General features: G+C 72.1%; 11 protein-coding genes. All 11 read left to right on the top strand.

Annotated elements, in window-relative coordinates:
* Window positions 1-18: 18 nt before the first annotated feature.
* The 11 genes from ACPXCB_RS12635 to ACPXCB_RS12585 all read left to right on the top strand — a co-directional run bounded on the left by ACPXCB_RS12635 (window position 19) and on the right by ACPXCB_RS12585 (window position 13,014).
* Window positions 19-1,317 (top strand): hypothetical protein, encoded by a 1,299-nt coding sequence (locus ACPXCB_RS12635; RefSeq protein ID WP_425875051.1) that lies wholly within the window; start codon window positions 19-21, stop codon window positions 1,315-1,317.
* Window positions 1,314-2,570, top strand: coding sequence for an MFS transporter (locus ACPXCB_RS12630; RefSeq protein WP_425875049.1), 1,257 nt, complete (start codon window positions 1,314-1,316; stop codon window positions 2,568-2,570). The genes ACPXCB_RS12635 and ACPXCB_RS12630 overlap by 4 nt, the downstream gene beginning before the upstream one ends.
* A gap of 79 nt (window positions 2,571-2,649) precedes the next feature.
* A complete protein-coding gene (locus tag ACPXCB_RS12625; RefSeq protein WP_425875047.1) occupies window positions 2,650-4,389 on the top strand; it encodes a non-ribosomal peptide synthetase in 1,740 nt (579 codons plus the stop codon).
* Complete coding sequence (locus ACPXCB_RS12620) at window positions 4,386-6,668, top strand: PEP-utilizing enzyme (protein ID WP_425875045.1); 2,283 nt, start codon at window positions 4,386-4,388, stop codon at window positions 6,666-6,668. Before ACPXCB_RS12625 ends, ACPXCB_RS12620 begins: the two co-directional genes overlap by 4 nt.
* Window positions 6,665-7,933 carry an ATP-grasp domain-containing protein gene (locus tag ACPXCB_RS12615; RefSeq protein WP_425875043.1) on the top strand — a complete coding sequence of 423 codons (1,269 nt, stop codon included), beginning with the start codon at window positions 6,665-6,667 and terminating at the stop codon, window positions 7,931-7,933. Before ACPXCB_RS12620 ends, ACPXCB_RS12615 begins: the two co-directional genes overlap by 4 nt.
* Window positions 7,930-8,538: a histidine phosphatase family protein gene (locus tag ACPXCB_RS12610; protein WP_425875041.1), complete on the top strand. Its 609-nt coding sequence runs from the start codon at window positions 7,930-7,932 to the stop codon at window positions 8,536-8,538. Before ACPXCB_RS12615 ends, ACPXCB_RS12610 begins: the two co-directional genes overlap by 4 nt.
* Window positions 8,535-9,842 carry a hypothetical protein gene (locus ACPXCB_RS12605; RefSeq protein WP_425875039.1) on the top strand — a complete coding sequence of 436 codons (1,308 nt, stop codon included), beginning with the start codon at window positions 8,535-8,537 and terminating at the stop codon, window positions 9,840-9,842. Before ACPXCB_RS12610 ends, ACPXCB_RS12605 begins: the two co-directional genes overlap by 4 nt.
* On the top strand, window positions 9,839-10,840 hold the full coding sequence (locus ACPXCB_RS12600; RefSeq protein ID WP_425875038.1) for a dimethylarginine dimethylaminohydrolase family protein: 1,002 nt from the start codon (window positions 9,839-9,841) through the stop codon (window positions 10,838-10,840). Before ACPXCB_RS12605 ends, ACPXCB_RS12600 begins: the two co-directional genes overlap by 4 nt.
* On the top strand, window positions 10,833-11,645 hold the full coding sequence (locus ACPXCB_RS12595) for a methyltransferase domain-containing protein (RefSeq protein ID WP_425875036.1): 813 nt from the start codon (window positions 10,833-10,835) through the stop codon (window positions 11,643-11,645). The genes ACPXCB_RS12600 and ACPXCB_RS12595 overlap by 8 nt, the downstream gene beginning before the upstream one ends.
* A 269-nt stretch (window positions 11,646-11,914) precedes the next feature.
* Window positions 11,915-12,382 (top strand): hypothetical protein, encoded by a 468-nt coding sequence (locus ACPXCB_RS12590; RefSeq protein ID WP_425875034.1) that lies wholly within the window; start codon window positions 11,915-11,917, stop codon window positions 12,380-12,382.
* Window positions 12,383-12,750: 368 nt separating this feature from the next.
* Window positions 12,751-13,014, top strand: a complete 264-nt coding sequence (locus tag ACPXCB_RS12585; protein WP_425875032.1) for an SCO4848 family membrane protein — start codon at window positions 12,751-12,753, stop codon at window positions 13,012-13,014.
* Window positions 13,015-14,102: the final 1,088 nt, after the last annotated feature.

The following is a 14,102-nucleotide window of genomic DNA, read 5'->3' as shown; positions in this document are numbered from 1 at the left end:
AACAGGAATGCCGGAATCATGGAAGCTCGGTTTTTGTCCGCAGTGGCCGCGCTCGGCGGTGACTATCTCGTCTCCGAGAGCCTGCCCGCGCCGATGCTCCCGAACGTGGAGCATCACATCACCGGCCGTAACACGGTGACCGTCCAGGAGTACTACCTGGAGACGCTGCTGGCCGAGATGACCGTTACGGAGGGCGGGGGCGAACGACTCGCCTTCGTCAACAAGTCGTTCCCACACAGCCGGTACGACATGATGGTCCTCGCCTCCAGCGACGTGCCGCACTGCGCGGTCACCGACATGCGGCGGAAGACCCTGGACACCGTCTTCGCGCTGGCCCGCCGGTTCGTCTCGTTCGTCAGCAGGCCGGACGTCTCGGCCCGCTACGGCCTCGACGGCGGCCACTTCCACCTGGCGTTCAACTTCAACCGCGAGACGATCGACCGCGAGAACAGCATGTTCTACGACAAGCGGTTCCACCTGCACCTGAACTACTGGCCGGCGCGGGACGTGACCCCCAGCCCGCCCCGCCGGCTCGGCGAGATCCGCAACGCCGTCCTGCGCCGCCGACTGCTCGACCCGATCTCCTTCCTGGCCCCGCAGGTGCTCCATGACAAGCTCGGCGGCAAGGTCGGCCCGCTGGCGCTGCTCGAACCGTCGGCGGAACGCGACGTCGCGCAGCAGCTCCCGCCCGGCGTAAAGGTACGGCTGGCCGGCTGGGACCAGCTCGACGACGGCACGCTCGCCCAGGTGCTCACCGAACTGCACACCGCCGCCGACGAGGCGTACCGGGAGATCTTCGAGTGCGTCACCGGGACGCCGTTCCGGGCCGAGCCGTGGTGGCGGCCCACGATCCGGCCGCTGCCGGCGGTGTCCGCCGCGCTGGACGGGGTGAGCTGGCTGTCCCCGGAGTCCCGGCAGGGTCTGCTCGACCTCGTGCGGAGCCTGCGCAACACGACGCCGGACGCCATCGAGGCGATCAAGGCGTCGGAGCGGCGGCAGGTCGGCGAGCTGGCGGTGGCCTCACTGGACTACTCGGTCTCGGTCCTCTCCGCCAGTCCCCGGGACCTGCCGCTGGACCAGCGCTCCGACATCTACCTGGTGGTCCACTTCAAGCTCTTCTCGGACATCGGCGGGGCCGGTCTCACCTGGCTGCCAGGGGTGCCGATCGTGCGGGTCAACCGCTCGTCGGACAACCTGCTCAGCGCCGAGGAGGTCGCCCAGCGCCGCGCCTTCCAGGACGATTTCCTGCGCAGCGCCGGGGGAGAGCTGGACGAACCCGCGCTCATCGCGCCCGACGCGTTCCGGGACCACCGGTGAGGCTGCTCTCCGCCGTCCGGGCCCAGGTGCCCGACGGTCCCGCCCGCATCCTGGCGGTCAACCAGTTCATCAGCTCCGTCGGGCTGGGCGCCTTCATCACCGGCAGCGCGCTGTTCTACGTACGCTTCATCGGCCTGACCCCGGCGCAGGTCGGCATCGGCGCCTCGGTGGCCGGCGTGTGCGGCCTGCTCCTCACCGTGCCGATGGGCCGGCTGGCGGACCGGATCGGACCGCGAGAGCTGGGCATCGGGCTGGCGCTCGCCGAGGCGGCGCTGGTACTGGCGTACGTCTGGATCGGTACCTTCGCCGCGTTTCTGGTGGTCATCTCGCTGCTGGCGGCGGTGGAGAAGTCCGCGGGGGTGGTCCGCAACGCGATGCTTGTCGGCCTCCTCGGCCGCGAGGGTCGGATCGCCATCAAGGCGTTGATGCGTTCGCTGTTCAACGCGGGCTTCTCCGTCGGCGCCCTGCTGGCCGCGCTGCCACTGCACTCGGACAGCCGCCTCGGCTACCTGACCCTGGTGATCGGTTACTCGGCGGCGACCTTCGTCACCGCGCTGCTGATGCTGCGGCTGCCCCGGGTCGCGGCACCCCACGCCGGGCACGGGAAACAGCCGTGGACCGCGGTCCGCGACTGGCGCTACCTCGGTCTGGCGGTCACCTGCGGCTCCATCGCCGTGCACAACAGCGTGCTGGTCGTGGCGCTGCCCCTGTGGATCTCCGGGTCGACCCGGGCCCCGCTGAGCGTCTACTCGGTCCTGCTCGTCCTCAACACGGTGATGGTGGTGGCCCTCCAGGTCCGCTGCGCCCGGGGGGCGACGACGGTGGCGGGCTCGGTCGGGCTGATCCGCCGGGGCGGCCTGGTGCTGGTGCTGGCCTGCGCACTCTTCGCGGCGGCCCGCTTCGGCCCGCGGGAGGTGTCCGTCGCGGCCCTGGTCGCCGGGGTCGTCACACTCACCCTGGCCGAGCTGTGGATCGCCGCCGGCTCCTGGACGTTGAGTTTCGAACTCGCCGACCCGGGGGCGCCCGGCGAGTACCAGGGGGCGTTCGCGCTCGGCATGAGCGTGGAGAGCGTGCTCGGACCGGTGCTGGCCGTCGGCGTGGTGACCGCGCTGGGGGTGCCGGGCTGGGCGTTGCTGGCCGGCTGGTTCCTCGCTCTCGCGGTCGTGGTGCAGCTCCTCGTCCGCGCCCAACGCGGCAGCCGGCCGCCGGAGGTCGCCGCCGAGCCGGTGCCGGTACCGGTACCGGTCCGCTGACCTGACCCGTCCCACCCGAGACACGCCGACCGCCCATCCCGGTCCGGCGTCGATGAAGCCTGCCCGAAAGGTGGCCACGTTGGATACCGAGACGTTCGAACCGCGTACCGTGCTCGCGCTCGTCGAGGCCCGGCTCGTCGAGGCGCCGGACGCCGTCGCCGTCGAGGACGACGCCGGCAAGCTCAGCTACGAGCAGCTCTGGTCGCTCGCCACCCGGTGGGCGGACCGGCTGGTCGCCGGCGGCTGCGGCCCGGGCAGCCCGGTCGCGGTCATGCTGCCGCGCGGTCGCGACCAGGTGGCGATCGAACTGGCCGCCTGGCTGACCGGTGCCGCGTACGTGCCGATCGACCCGTCGACCCCGGCCGAGCGGGTCCGGGTCGTCACCGCCAAGGCGAACTGCGCCCTGCTGGCCCGGGACGGCGGCCCGGGGCACGGTCCGACGCTGGAGCCGGTCGGCACCGCGGCCCGGCCCGGCCCGGACGGCTACGCCGACGTGGCGTACATCGTCTTCACCTCCGGCTCGACCGGAGAGCCGAAGGGCGTGGCGGTGGGGCACGCCAGCCTCGCCAACCTGGTGGCCTGGCACCTCGCCACGTACGACCTGGGCCCGGCCGACCGGGTGACCGCGTTCGCCGGCACCGGGTTCGACGCGTCGGTGTGGGAGATCTGGTCGACGCTGGCCGCCGGCGCGGCCCTGGTGCTGCCGCTGGAGAGCGACACCCGGGACGTCGACAGCGTCGCCGAACACATCGCCGCGTCCTCGACCACCGCCTGCTTCCTCAGCACTCCGTTGGCCGAGCGGCTGCTCCGGACGCCGAACCGGCCCACCTCGCTGCGGCTGCTGCTCACCGGCGGCGACCGGCTGCACATCTGGCCGGACCCGGACTTCCCGGCGGCGGTGCACAACCACTACGGCCCGACCGAGGCGACCGTGGTGACCACCGCGACGGGCGATCTGCGCCGGATGACGCAGGACGGCCTGCCGCCGATCGGCCGGGGTGTCGGCGGCGCCGAGCTGCGCCTGGTGGACGCCGCCGGCAGGACCGTCACGGCCCCCGGCGAGCCCGGCGAGCTCTGGATCGGCGGCGTGATCGTGGCGCTCGGCTACGTCGGCCCGGAGGCCGGCGCCGACGCTTTCGTGACCGAGGCGGGCGCGGGCCGCTGGTACCGCTCCGGGGACCTCTGCACCTGGGACGCTGCCGGTGAGCTGTACTTCGTCGGGCGGGCGGACCGCCAGGTGAAGCTGCGCGGCCAGCGGATCGAGCTCGGCGAGATCGAGCAGGTGCTGTGTGGCGTCCCGGGGGTGTCGCAGGCCGCCGTCGTGGTGGTGGACCGCCAGGGCGACCTGGAACTCGCCGCCTTCGTGGTCGGCGCGGTCGGGGGGGTGCCGGCCGGCCACCTCGCGGACCGGTTGCCGGCCGCGATGGTGCCCCGCCGCGTCGAGACGTGCGACGCACTGCCGTTAACCCCCAACGGCAAGATCGACTATGCGGAGCTGACCCGCCGGGCCGCCGCGGCGGAGATCGTCCCCGCCGCCTGGGTCGAGCAGGAGTACGCCACCGAGGTCGAGCGGGTCATCGCCGGCATCTGGGCCCGAGTGCTCGGCGAGCCGACCGTCCGGCGCGACGACGACTTCTTCGTCATCGGCGGCCACTCGATGACCGCGTCCGAGGTCGTCACCGAGGTCCGCACCACCTTCCAGATCCCGCTGCATCTGCGCGTGCTGCTGCGCTTCCCGACGCTGCACGAGTTCTCGGCGCAGATCGAGGCGCTGGTCAGCCCGGCCGCTACCGCGAAAGACGAGGTCGACAACCGATGATCACCACCACCACCCGGCACCATTCCTGGAAGAAGATCAACTATCGGCGTACGGGGACGCTGCTGGCCGCGGAGTTCCTGCACGGCCTCTACCAGCGCCACGACCCGTTCCTCAACCCGTTCCGGTTCGCCAACACCCTGGTCGTCTTCCGGCCCTGGATGGCCACCAGCTTCGCGCCCGAGCAGGAGTGGGACCGGCTCGCCGCCCGCTTCGGCGGCCGCATTTTGGCCAGCCCCGACACGATGTTCGGCGAACTCGACCGGGTGCTGGCCAACCCGCGCGCCCGGTCGACCGCGCTGGCCGGTCGGCTGGAGACCCTCCCCGTCGACGGCTTGACCGACGAGGAACTGGCCGAACTCCTCGTCGAGACCCACCACGTGCCGCTCGGTGAGATCTACGAGGTCAACCTCGTCCAGGTCGAACACGCCCTGCACGCAGTCGCCAAGAGCCTCATCCGGCGGGACCAGGGCGACGACGAGTTGCTGGCCCGGCTGGTCGCGTCCTCCGTACCCACCGTCGGCGGCGAGTCCGAACGGCGGTTCGTCGCCCTCGTCGCGCAGGCCCGGCAGGCCACCGCGCCCGACGAGGCCGAACTCGCCCGGGCCCTCGACGACCTGGCCCGCGAGCACGAGGAACTCGGCTCCGGCTACGGCGCCGACACCCTCACCACCGAGCAGATCACGCAGCGGTTCCGGCAGTACCTGGCCCTCAGCGACGAGGAGTTCACCCAGCGCGAGGCCGCCCTCGCGGAGCAGTCCCGCCCGGCCACGCCCACCGTCGAGGTCGCGCCCGACCTGCGGCGGGTGCTCGACTTCCTGACCCGCACCGGCGAGGTCCGTGACCGAAACAAGCGCCTGCTCGGGCGGATCACCCGGCACCGGATGCGACTGCTGGAGTCGGTGGCGCGCCGCCGGCGTACGGAACTGGAGGCGCTGCGCCTCTACAGCCTGGAGGAACTGCTGCGGCTGCTCGGCGAGGGCGTCGAACTGCCGGACCAGGTCCTCGACCGACGCCGCGCCTCCGGGGTGGTCTTCCAACGCGCCGAGAACTTCGCCCTGGCCGACAGCGCCGACCTGCCGCACTCGGTGCTCGGCGCCACCGACCTGACCCGGGGCCGGGCGGCCGTGGTGCGCGGCACCTGCGCGTCGCCCGGCTCGCACACCAGCACCGTCCGCATCGTCAGCTCCGCCGCCGATCTGGAGCGGATGTCGGTCGGCGACGTGCTCGTCGCCGTCGGCACCGACTTCGACCTGCTGCTGCTGCTCCAGATGGCCGGCGCCATCATCACCGAGGAGGGCGGTCTGCTCAGCCACGCCGCCGTGATCGCCCGGGAACTGGAGATTCCCTGCCTGATCGGGGTCACCGACGCCTGCACGATCTTCGCCGACGGCGAGCAGGTCACCGTCCGGGCCACCGAGGGCCACGTCGAGATTCACGCCGTCGCGGCCGCGCCGGCCGCCGCGCCAGCGAACCGCACCGGCGGTACGGCTGGCGGCGGGCACCTGCTGCCGCTCACCGCCGGGATGGACCCGCACCGGGCCGGCCGGAAGGCGACCGGACTGGCCTGGCTCGCGTCGCTGGGCGTACCGACGCCGGGCCCCGCCTTCGTGCTCCCGTCCGAGGTCTGCGGCAAGGTCGCCGACGACCTGGCGGCGGGCTCCCGGTCGACGGCCGTCGAGGTGGCCGAGGACATCCTCGGCGCGCTGCCCGGCCGGACGCTGTCGCTGCGGTCCAGCTCGCTGATCGAGGACACCGAGGAGGGCACCGCCGCCGGCATCTACCACTCCGAGGTCGGCATTCGGCCCGACGTGGAGTCGGTGGTCGAGGCGCTGACCGTCGTGCTGAACAGCCGGACCGCGGAACGAGCCCAGGCCTACCACCGGCGCAGCGGCCGCTCGGCGGACGCCCCGCTGGCTGTCCTCGTCGCGCCGTACCGCACGTTCACCTACCAGGGGACCGCGTTCTCGCACAGCCCGTGGAGCGCGGACCACGTGGCGGTCGAGTACTTCGAGTCGCCCGGCACCGGCGGCTGCCCGAGCGAGGGCGGCACGATGGTGCACCTGCGCCGGGACGCCCTCGCCAGCACCGACGGTGCGACCACCGTCCCCCACCTCCAGGCCATGCTGCGCGAGGTCGCGGCGGCGAGCGTGCGGATCGCCGCCGAGCTGGGTGGACCGGCCGAGGTCGAGTGGGGCATCGACGCTGAGGGCCTCACGTTCGTGCAGGCCCGCAGCGTTCAGCCGGGCACCACGAGCACCACCCCAGGCGGGCAGCGGTGACCGCCGGGCGCATCGCCGTCGTGCACGGCCTGGGCTCGGCGACCCTCACGGAGATCGCGATGGCGGCCGAGGGCCTCGCCGAACTCGTCTTCGTCCTCGGCGCCGACCCACGTTCCGCCGACATCGACGGTTTGGCCGCGGAACTCGGTCACGTCGTACGCCTCGACGACGGCGTCGCCGTCGAGGCCACCCACGCCGAACTGTCCGCCCTGGACGTGACCGGCGTGGTGACCTTCTGCGACCTGGGCATCCCCGTCGCGGCGGACATCGCCGCCCGGCTCGGGCTGCCCTGCCACACGCCCACCACCGCGGCCGCCCTCGTCGACAAGCTGCGCCAGCGGCGCGCGCTCAACGCGGCGGGGGTCGCCCCGGTGGCGGTGGCCCCGCTCGACGTGGACAACCCGACGGCCGCCCTGCGCCAGGTGGGCGTCCCGGCGGTGCTCAAGCCCCGGCGCGGCGCGGCGAGCGTCAACACCGTGCTGATCCACGGGCCGACGGAGCTGACCGACACCCTGGACCGGCTGCGCGCCGCCGGCGTACCCCTGCGGGACGCCTTCCTACTGGAGGAGTACCTCCCGGACGGCCCCACCGCGCCCGGCCTGGCCAGCTACCTGTCGGTGGAGACGGCCTGCCGGGACGGGGTCTACCTGCACCTGGCGGTCACCGACCGGCTGCCGTCGGCGAGCGGATTCCGGGAGACCGGCGCGAGCCTGCCGGCGCGGCTCGCGCCGGAGCCGGCGCGCGGCGTCCGGGACCTGGCCGAGGCCGCGCTGCGGGCGCTCGGCGTCCGACACGGTCTGACCCACACCGAGATCAAGCTGACCCCCGCCGGCCCACGGATCCTCGAGGTCAACGGCCGGCTCGGCGGCAACATCCACCGGCTGATCACCCACGTCAGCGACACCTCGCCCATCCGGCTCGCGCTGGAGGTCAGCCTGGGCCGGCCGGACGCCCTGGTGCCGCCGACGTATCACGGCGCGGCCGGGACGCTCTTCGTCGCGCCGCCCCATGACGCGGTCCGCGTGCGGTTCGCCCGCGGCCGGCGGGAGCTGCTGACCGAACCCGGAATCTGGGCGGTCGACGACCACTGCGCCGACGACGCCCCGGTCGATCTCGGCAAGGGGACGCTGGCACACGCCCGCACGGTGTGGGTGGACGCGGCGGACCACGAGCGGCTCCGACACGACCTGCCTCGGCTGGTCCGGCTGGCCGCCGATTCGGTCGCCTGGACCCGGGAACCGATGCCTGCGGGGTCACGGTCATGACCCTGCTGCTGGTACGCCACGCCCTAACCCGGCAGGAGCCGGGTCGGCCGGTGGCGGAATGGGATCTCGACCCGAGCGGCGAGGCGGCGATGGTGGCGCTGGCCCAGCTGCCCGTGTGGTCCGGAACGAGGTTGTTCGCCTCGACCGAGGACAAGGCTGTCCGCACCGCGCTGGCGTTGCCCGGCGACGGGCCGGTCACCCGGGTCGCCGACCTCGGCGAGATCCGGCGGGGCGGCTGGACCGACGACTACGCCCGGCGCGCCGCCGACCACTTCATCCACCCGATGCGGCCGTCCGCGCCCGGCTGGGAGACCGCCGACGACGGGTTCCGCCGGTTCGACGCGGCGATGCGGCGCATCGTGGCGGCCACGCCCGGCCCACTGGCCGTGGTCAGCCACGGGCTGGTGCTCACCGGCTGGCTGAGCCGGATCGCCGACCTCGACCGGACCGACCTGGACTTCTGGCGGGAGCTCCGGTTCCCCGACGCGTTCCTGCTCAGCACCGAGGGGGTCGCGCGCTGGCTCGGCGGGGACACCGACCGACGCCCAACGGTCACCAGGGTGACCGACGCGGCCGGGGTGACCGGCGGGAGCGCGGAACGGTGACGGACACCCGGGACGTGGTCCGCCGGGTCCGGCGTGAACTGGGCGCGGTCTCCGACGAGTTGGCTGTCGCCGACCGTACGGACGTGGCGCACGTCGTCGTCATCGCCTCGGCGTCGCGCAGCGGCAGCAGTCTCCTGTTCCACCTGCTGCGCAGCACCGGGGCGTTCGTCTCGCTCGACGGCGAGCACTCGCACCTGTACCGGCTGTACGGGCTGGGGGCGCCCGTCCGGGTCGGTGCGCACGACGGCTGCGCGGACCGACCTACCGACGACGTGGCGGACACCTTCGCGCGCGAACTGCTGAGCGACACGACGGGCAGCGAACTTGCCCGCCCGACGAGCGTGGACGGGTTCGCCGACGTGGTGGTCCGGCGACTCGCCGGCCAGTGGTCGACGCTCCTGCCGCCCGTCGACCACCTGCTGCCGCTCGTCCGGCGGCGCGTCGCCGCAGAGGCCGGACAGGACCGGTTCGACCCACAACGGCTGCTGCTGAACGTCCTAGCGGAGCTGCGCGGCCAGGGATGCGCGGTGAACCCCTGGTACTACGACATCGACGCCGACCGGATCCGGGCGGCGTTCCCCGGGCTGGAACGACCGTCCGGGCCGCCGGTGCCCGACGTCGTCGAGGAGCCGCCGTTCATCGTGCCGGTGCCGGCCCGCCCGGTCACCATGACCGACCTCTCCAGACGGCCGCTCCTGCTCAAGGCGTCGGTCGACGCGTACCGGCTGCCGTTGCTGACCACCCTCTTCCCGAAGGCGGACATCCGCGTCGTCCACCTGGTGCGCAATCCGGCGGCCACGGTGAACGGGCTGATCGACGGATGGCTCAGCCACGGCTTCTTCTCGTACCCGATCCCGCCGTCCGAGGCGACCCTGCACATCGACGGGTACTCCCACCTGCCCTGGGGTGACTCGTGGTGGAACTTCGACCTGCCGCCCCGCTGGGAGGAGGTGCGGGACGCCTCGCTGCCGGAGGTCTGCGCGATGCAGTGGGCGCAGGCCCACGACTCGATCCTGACGGATGTGGCGGGACTCCCGTTCCCGGTCACCACCGTCCGGGCCGAGCGCATGCTGAGCTCCTTCGACGAGCAGCGGCGCGTCGTCGCGGATCTGCTGGCGGCGGTCGGCGCCGGGCCGGCGACGCTGCCGCGGCCCGCCCCGCTGGTGATGGCGACGGAACGTCCCCGCCCCGCCCGCTGGACCGAACGCCATTCGCTGCTGGCACCGGTGATCCGCTCGCCCCGGGTGGTCGAGCTGGCCCGGCGACTGGACCTCGGCGGACCCGACGACGAGGGCTGGACGTGACCGGCGTCGACGCTCCCGCGGCGTACCACGGCTCGGGCTTCCGGCCCCGGGCGGACCACCACGCCCGGGAGATCGAGGACGGGGAGCACTGGACCCCGGTCGGCGCGGACACCGAGTGGCGACCGCTGCGGCACGCTCTGCTCATCAAGCCGGACGTCAGCTGGCCGGACCCGGCCGACTGGAACGCCATCCAGTACCTGGAGCCGGTCGACTTCCGGCGGCTGGCCGCCGAGATCGACGCCTACGCCGACGGGTTGCGGGCTGTCGGGGTGCGGGTCACCGTCGCCGCACCGCGGCCCCGGACGACCCGTCCTCTCTACAACGTCGTCTTCGCGCGCGACCAGCTCCTGGCCACGCCCGAAGGCGTGGTCGTCGCCCGGATGGGCAGCGAGCCACGGGCCGGCGAGGAACTGTCGGTGCTGCGGATCCTGGCGGAGCTGGGCGCCCCGGTCCTGCGGGCCATCTCGGGCGATGCCGTCTTCGAGGGGGCCGACGGACTCTGGCTGCGTCCCGACCGGCTGCTGGTCGGGACCGGCAACCGGACCAACCGGTCCGGGCTGGAGATCCTGCGCCGGACCATGGCCGAACAGGCGGTCGAGGTCTACGAGGTGCCACTCCCGTCGAGCGTGCAGCACCTGCTCGGGATGGTGCAGTTCGTCGGCGCGCACGACGTGGTCGTCCGCGCCGAGATCTGCCCGCCGGTCCTGCCGCAGCTGCTGCGCCAGGCCGGCCTCACGGTGCACCGCTGGCCGGAACACCCGGAGGTCAGCCGGGGCCAGGGGATGAACTTCGTCGTCGTCGACCACATGCGGGTCGTCATGCTGGCCGACCGGCCCTGGGTGCGGCGCGCCCTCGCCGACATCGGCGTCGAGGTCGTGCACGAGGTCCACGCCGACGAGCTGCTGAAGGCGGCGGGCGGTCTGGCCTGCGCCACCGCGGTCCTGCGGAGGGACCGCCTTCGATCGGAAAACGATCAGGGAGGTACGTTCAATGGCTGAGACGACGAGGTCCGACCACCAACCGGTGCACGGCGATCTGGCGGAGCGGGTCAGGCAGGGTCAGGCCCTGCTCGCCTGCGGTGCCGGCACCGCAGGACGGCTGGCCGGCACCGGGGAGACGGAGTGGCTCCGCAGTCTCGACGGGGTCGACCTGCTCGCATGTCCCACCGTGGAGCAGGCCCAGAAACTTGCCGCCGACCACGGCCTGTCCCATCAGACCATCCTCGACCAGGTCGTCATCCTGGCCAGCGCCGCCGAGGACGAGGGGGCCGCGGAGGTCGAGCGGGTGCACGGCACGCTCTTCGACCTCATCGGCACCTGCTACGACACCCTGATCGACCGGGAGCGCAACCGCTCGAACATCGCCGAGCTGTACGGGATCCTCCAGATCTGCGACGGCCACCGGGGACCGGTGCTGGACTTCGGCTGCGGCACCGGCATCTCGATGAGCGTCGCCGGCCGACCGGACGAGATGTACGGCTGGGACCGCAGCGCGCAGATGCGGTCCATCGCGGCCACCTCCGGGCTGCGGATCGTGCACGTGGCCAGCGCCGAGGGGCTGCCCGAGCAGGCCTTCGCCGGCGCGCTCGCCTCGTACGTCTTCGACCTGCCCACGGCTCCGGACGCCGTCGGTCCGCTGCTGCGGTCGTTGCGACCGGGCGGGGCGCTGGTGGCCAACTTCCACCGGGACAAGAACCTGGCGCAGGTCACCCGGGATGCGGCGGACCACGGCGGGCAGGTCACCGTCCACCGGCGCGACGACCGGCACGGCAGCATGCTCTCCATCCGGCGCGTGGCGGACTGAGGCCCGCGGAAAAGACGCAGGCCCTGCTCCGGACCGGGGCCTGCGGAACAACGCGGCCATTTCCGGTGCACTTAAATGTCCCGGTGCGAAGTACGTCATAATCGTCGATCGTCGATGAACGGCGCGACCCTACCGCAGGTGGGGGCGGCGGAAGCTGGGTGAACACACATTTGGCGGCAACGCGGAGTGTCCACCCGGCACATTCGTTCCGTCACTTCGGGCCGACCATTCTTGTCCCGCATCTGTCGTAAGGAAAAAGGGGGACACGGATGTACCACACCATTCGTCGGGTCGGGGTCGTTCTCGCCGTCGCGCTCGGGCTCGTCGCCGGGGCCGGCGCCGTCGCGCAGGCGGCCGTCGTCAACCCGGTCACGCCGCAGTCGCTCTGCGGGCTCGGATACACGGTTCTCGATCAGGACCCGATCCGGCACGCGGAGACCGGTGTGCGGCTCGGCAGCGTCTACCTGCTGCACAACCCGCTGGTCGGCTACGGCTGCACGGTCACCGTCAAGTCCGCCTACGTGGGCACGCTGACCCGCACCCAGGTCTACCTCGCCGCCCAGTACCTGCCCACCCAGACCGACGACGGCGACAGGCTCTGGGCGGCCGGGCCCGCCCGGGCGTACGTCAGGGGCGGTTGCATCATCTGGGGCGGTTTCATGGCCGACCCGAGCGGCACGATCCATTACCACGACCGGGCGAACCCTGCGATCGGTGGCATCGGCACCTGCTTCTGAAGGTTTGTTCGGGAGGTCCGCGATCATGCGGGCCTCCCGTTTTCGGGAACCCGTCCGAATCGCCCGCCGCAGTCTCGGAATGGCACGAGGAAACGCTTACCGGTCACCGTCCTCTTCGACTTTCGAGAGAGCCCCGTGCAGGAGGAATCGCCCGACGGACGGCCACCAGTTCGGCAGCGGCCCGCACCAACTCCCAGCCGCCGAGGCACTGCCCGTCAAGCCGCACGGCGTACGGAAAGCGCTGCGCCGCGCCCCCGGCGTGAGCGCCCGACAAGGCGCCGGCGGCGGCCGTTCCTCGGCGGCGGCAGGTCCACTGACCTGCGCCTCGACCGCTGGTCCGCCAGCTCCCGCTGGCATACTCGGCAGCCATGGTGCTGTCGCGCGGCTGGGCGCTCTTCCTCACCGGGGTCGGAATCTGGACCTGGGTGATCTGGCCGAGGTTCGCCGTCGCCATCTGGAAGGACCCGCGGTCCTGGTCCACGGGCAGGGTCGGGGAGTTTCCGGCCACCGGCTTCCTCTGGATCCATGCCCTGCTGATCGCGGCGTCCCTGCTCATCGGCACCATCGTCGGTGTGCTCGGCGTCCGAGCCTGGCGGGCGTCCGGCCGGCGGGCCGACCGCCAGGCACCCTGACGGACGCTCCACCGTCACCGGGCTGCTCCGCAGTGCACCCCAGGTCCACTACTACCGGGCAGCTCCACCGGGTCCCCGGAGGTCCGTCACTACCGACTGCTCCACCGGGCCCCGAGGTCAACTGCCACCGGGCGGTTCCACCGCACACCAGAGTTCCGCGACACGCCGCGCCACATTCACTGCCACCAGGCCGCTCCAGGGTCGCGGGGGATACTGGCGGCGCCTGGCGCGCTGACACCTTCGCCGGCATCCCTGCGGCAGGCATGTGCAGATGAGGCGTACTGCGGCGGGTGCGGGCTTCGGAAGGCGACGGGCGCTGGGTGCGGGCTTCGGAAGGCGACGGGCGCTGCCTGTGACGGTGGTGTCTTGGCTGCCGGGCGAAGCGCGGCAAGGTGCCCTGGTTGCGGGGGACAAGCGCCGCACCGGCGCTGAGCAGGCGACATAGCAAGCGGAAGATGATGTGACCGGGGACGCTACCCCCGGATTTGACGTTCAAACCCGCAGACGCGTAACTTTCTCTCTGCCAGCGCGGAACGGGGCAAACAGGGCGAAGGTCCTGAGGCGCCGAATCGAACTGGCCCGGGTCGGACGGATCGAATCCTGGACGACACGGCCCCGGGCGGGGCTCACCGGATCTGCCGCGAGGCGGATTTGGCGCAGCGAAGCCGACCGGGTAAGGTTCACGGCCGGCAGGGAACCGGGCGAGCTCGCGGGAAACCGCAGAGCGGCCGGTCTGCCAAATCCGATGATCAACGTGGCGGTTCGCTGCTGCGTGCGCTCGTCGGAGCCAACCCGTACGAAGCACGACAGACCGGGACAAACGGTTTGACACGGCGGAGACGGTGAGGTAAAGTAGTAAAAGTGCCCGGCGCGAGAGCGCCGGACACGGTGAACGAAATGCCCCGGGTCGGGTGCTCCACGGTGTGGGGTTTCTGGGCGGTGTGTGGTTGTTCTTTGAGAACTCAACAGGGTGCTTGATAAGCCAGTGCCAATTATGATTTATACCCCGGGCTGGCAGACCATTTATGGTTTGTTGGTCTTGGATTCCTTTGGCAACACTTTTTGTTGTCGGGACAGTTTTTCAACAA

It is taken from the genome of Micromonospora sp. DT62, assembly GCF_049847285.1.
GTDB lineage: Bacteria > Actinomycetota > Actinomycetes > Mycobacteriales > Micromonosporaceae > Micromonospora > Micromonospora reichwaldensis.
The sequence above is the reverse complement of the archived record's forward strand: the minus strand, read 5'-3'. Positions and strand labels throughout refer to the sequence as shown.

Bases quoted from the DNA above. Each gene is read 5' to 3' on its own strand.
- ACPXCB_RS12635 (WP_425875051.1), top strand. From the start codon at position 19: ATGGAAGCTCGGTTTTTGTCCGCAGTGGCCGCGCTCGGCGGTGACTAT.
- ACPXCB_RS12620 (WP_425875045.1), top strand. From the start codon at position 4,386: ATGATCACCACCACCACCCGGCACCATTCCTGGAAGAAGATCAACTAT.
- ACPXCB_RS12610 (WP_425875041.1), top strand. From the start codon at position 7,930: ATGACCCTGCTGCTGGTACGCCACGCCCTAACCCGGCAGGAGCCGGGT.
- ACPXCB_RS12595 (WP_425875036.1), top strand. From the start codon at position 10,833: ATGGCTGAGACGACGAGGTCCGACCACCAACCGGTGCACGGCGATCTG.
- ACPXCB_RS12590 (WP_425875034.1), top strand. From the start codon at position 11,915: ATGTACCACACCATTCGTCGGGTCGGGGTCGTTCTCGCCGTCGCGCTC.
- ACPXCB_RS12585 (WP_425875032.1), top strand. From the start codon at position 12,751: ATGGTGCTGTCGCGCGGCTGGGCGCTCTTCCTCACCGGGGTCGGAATC.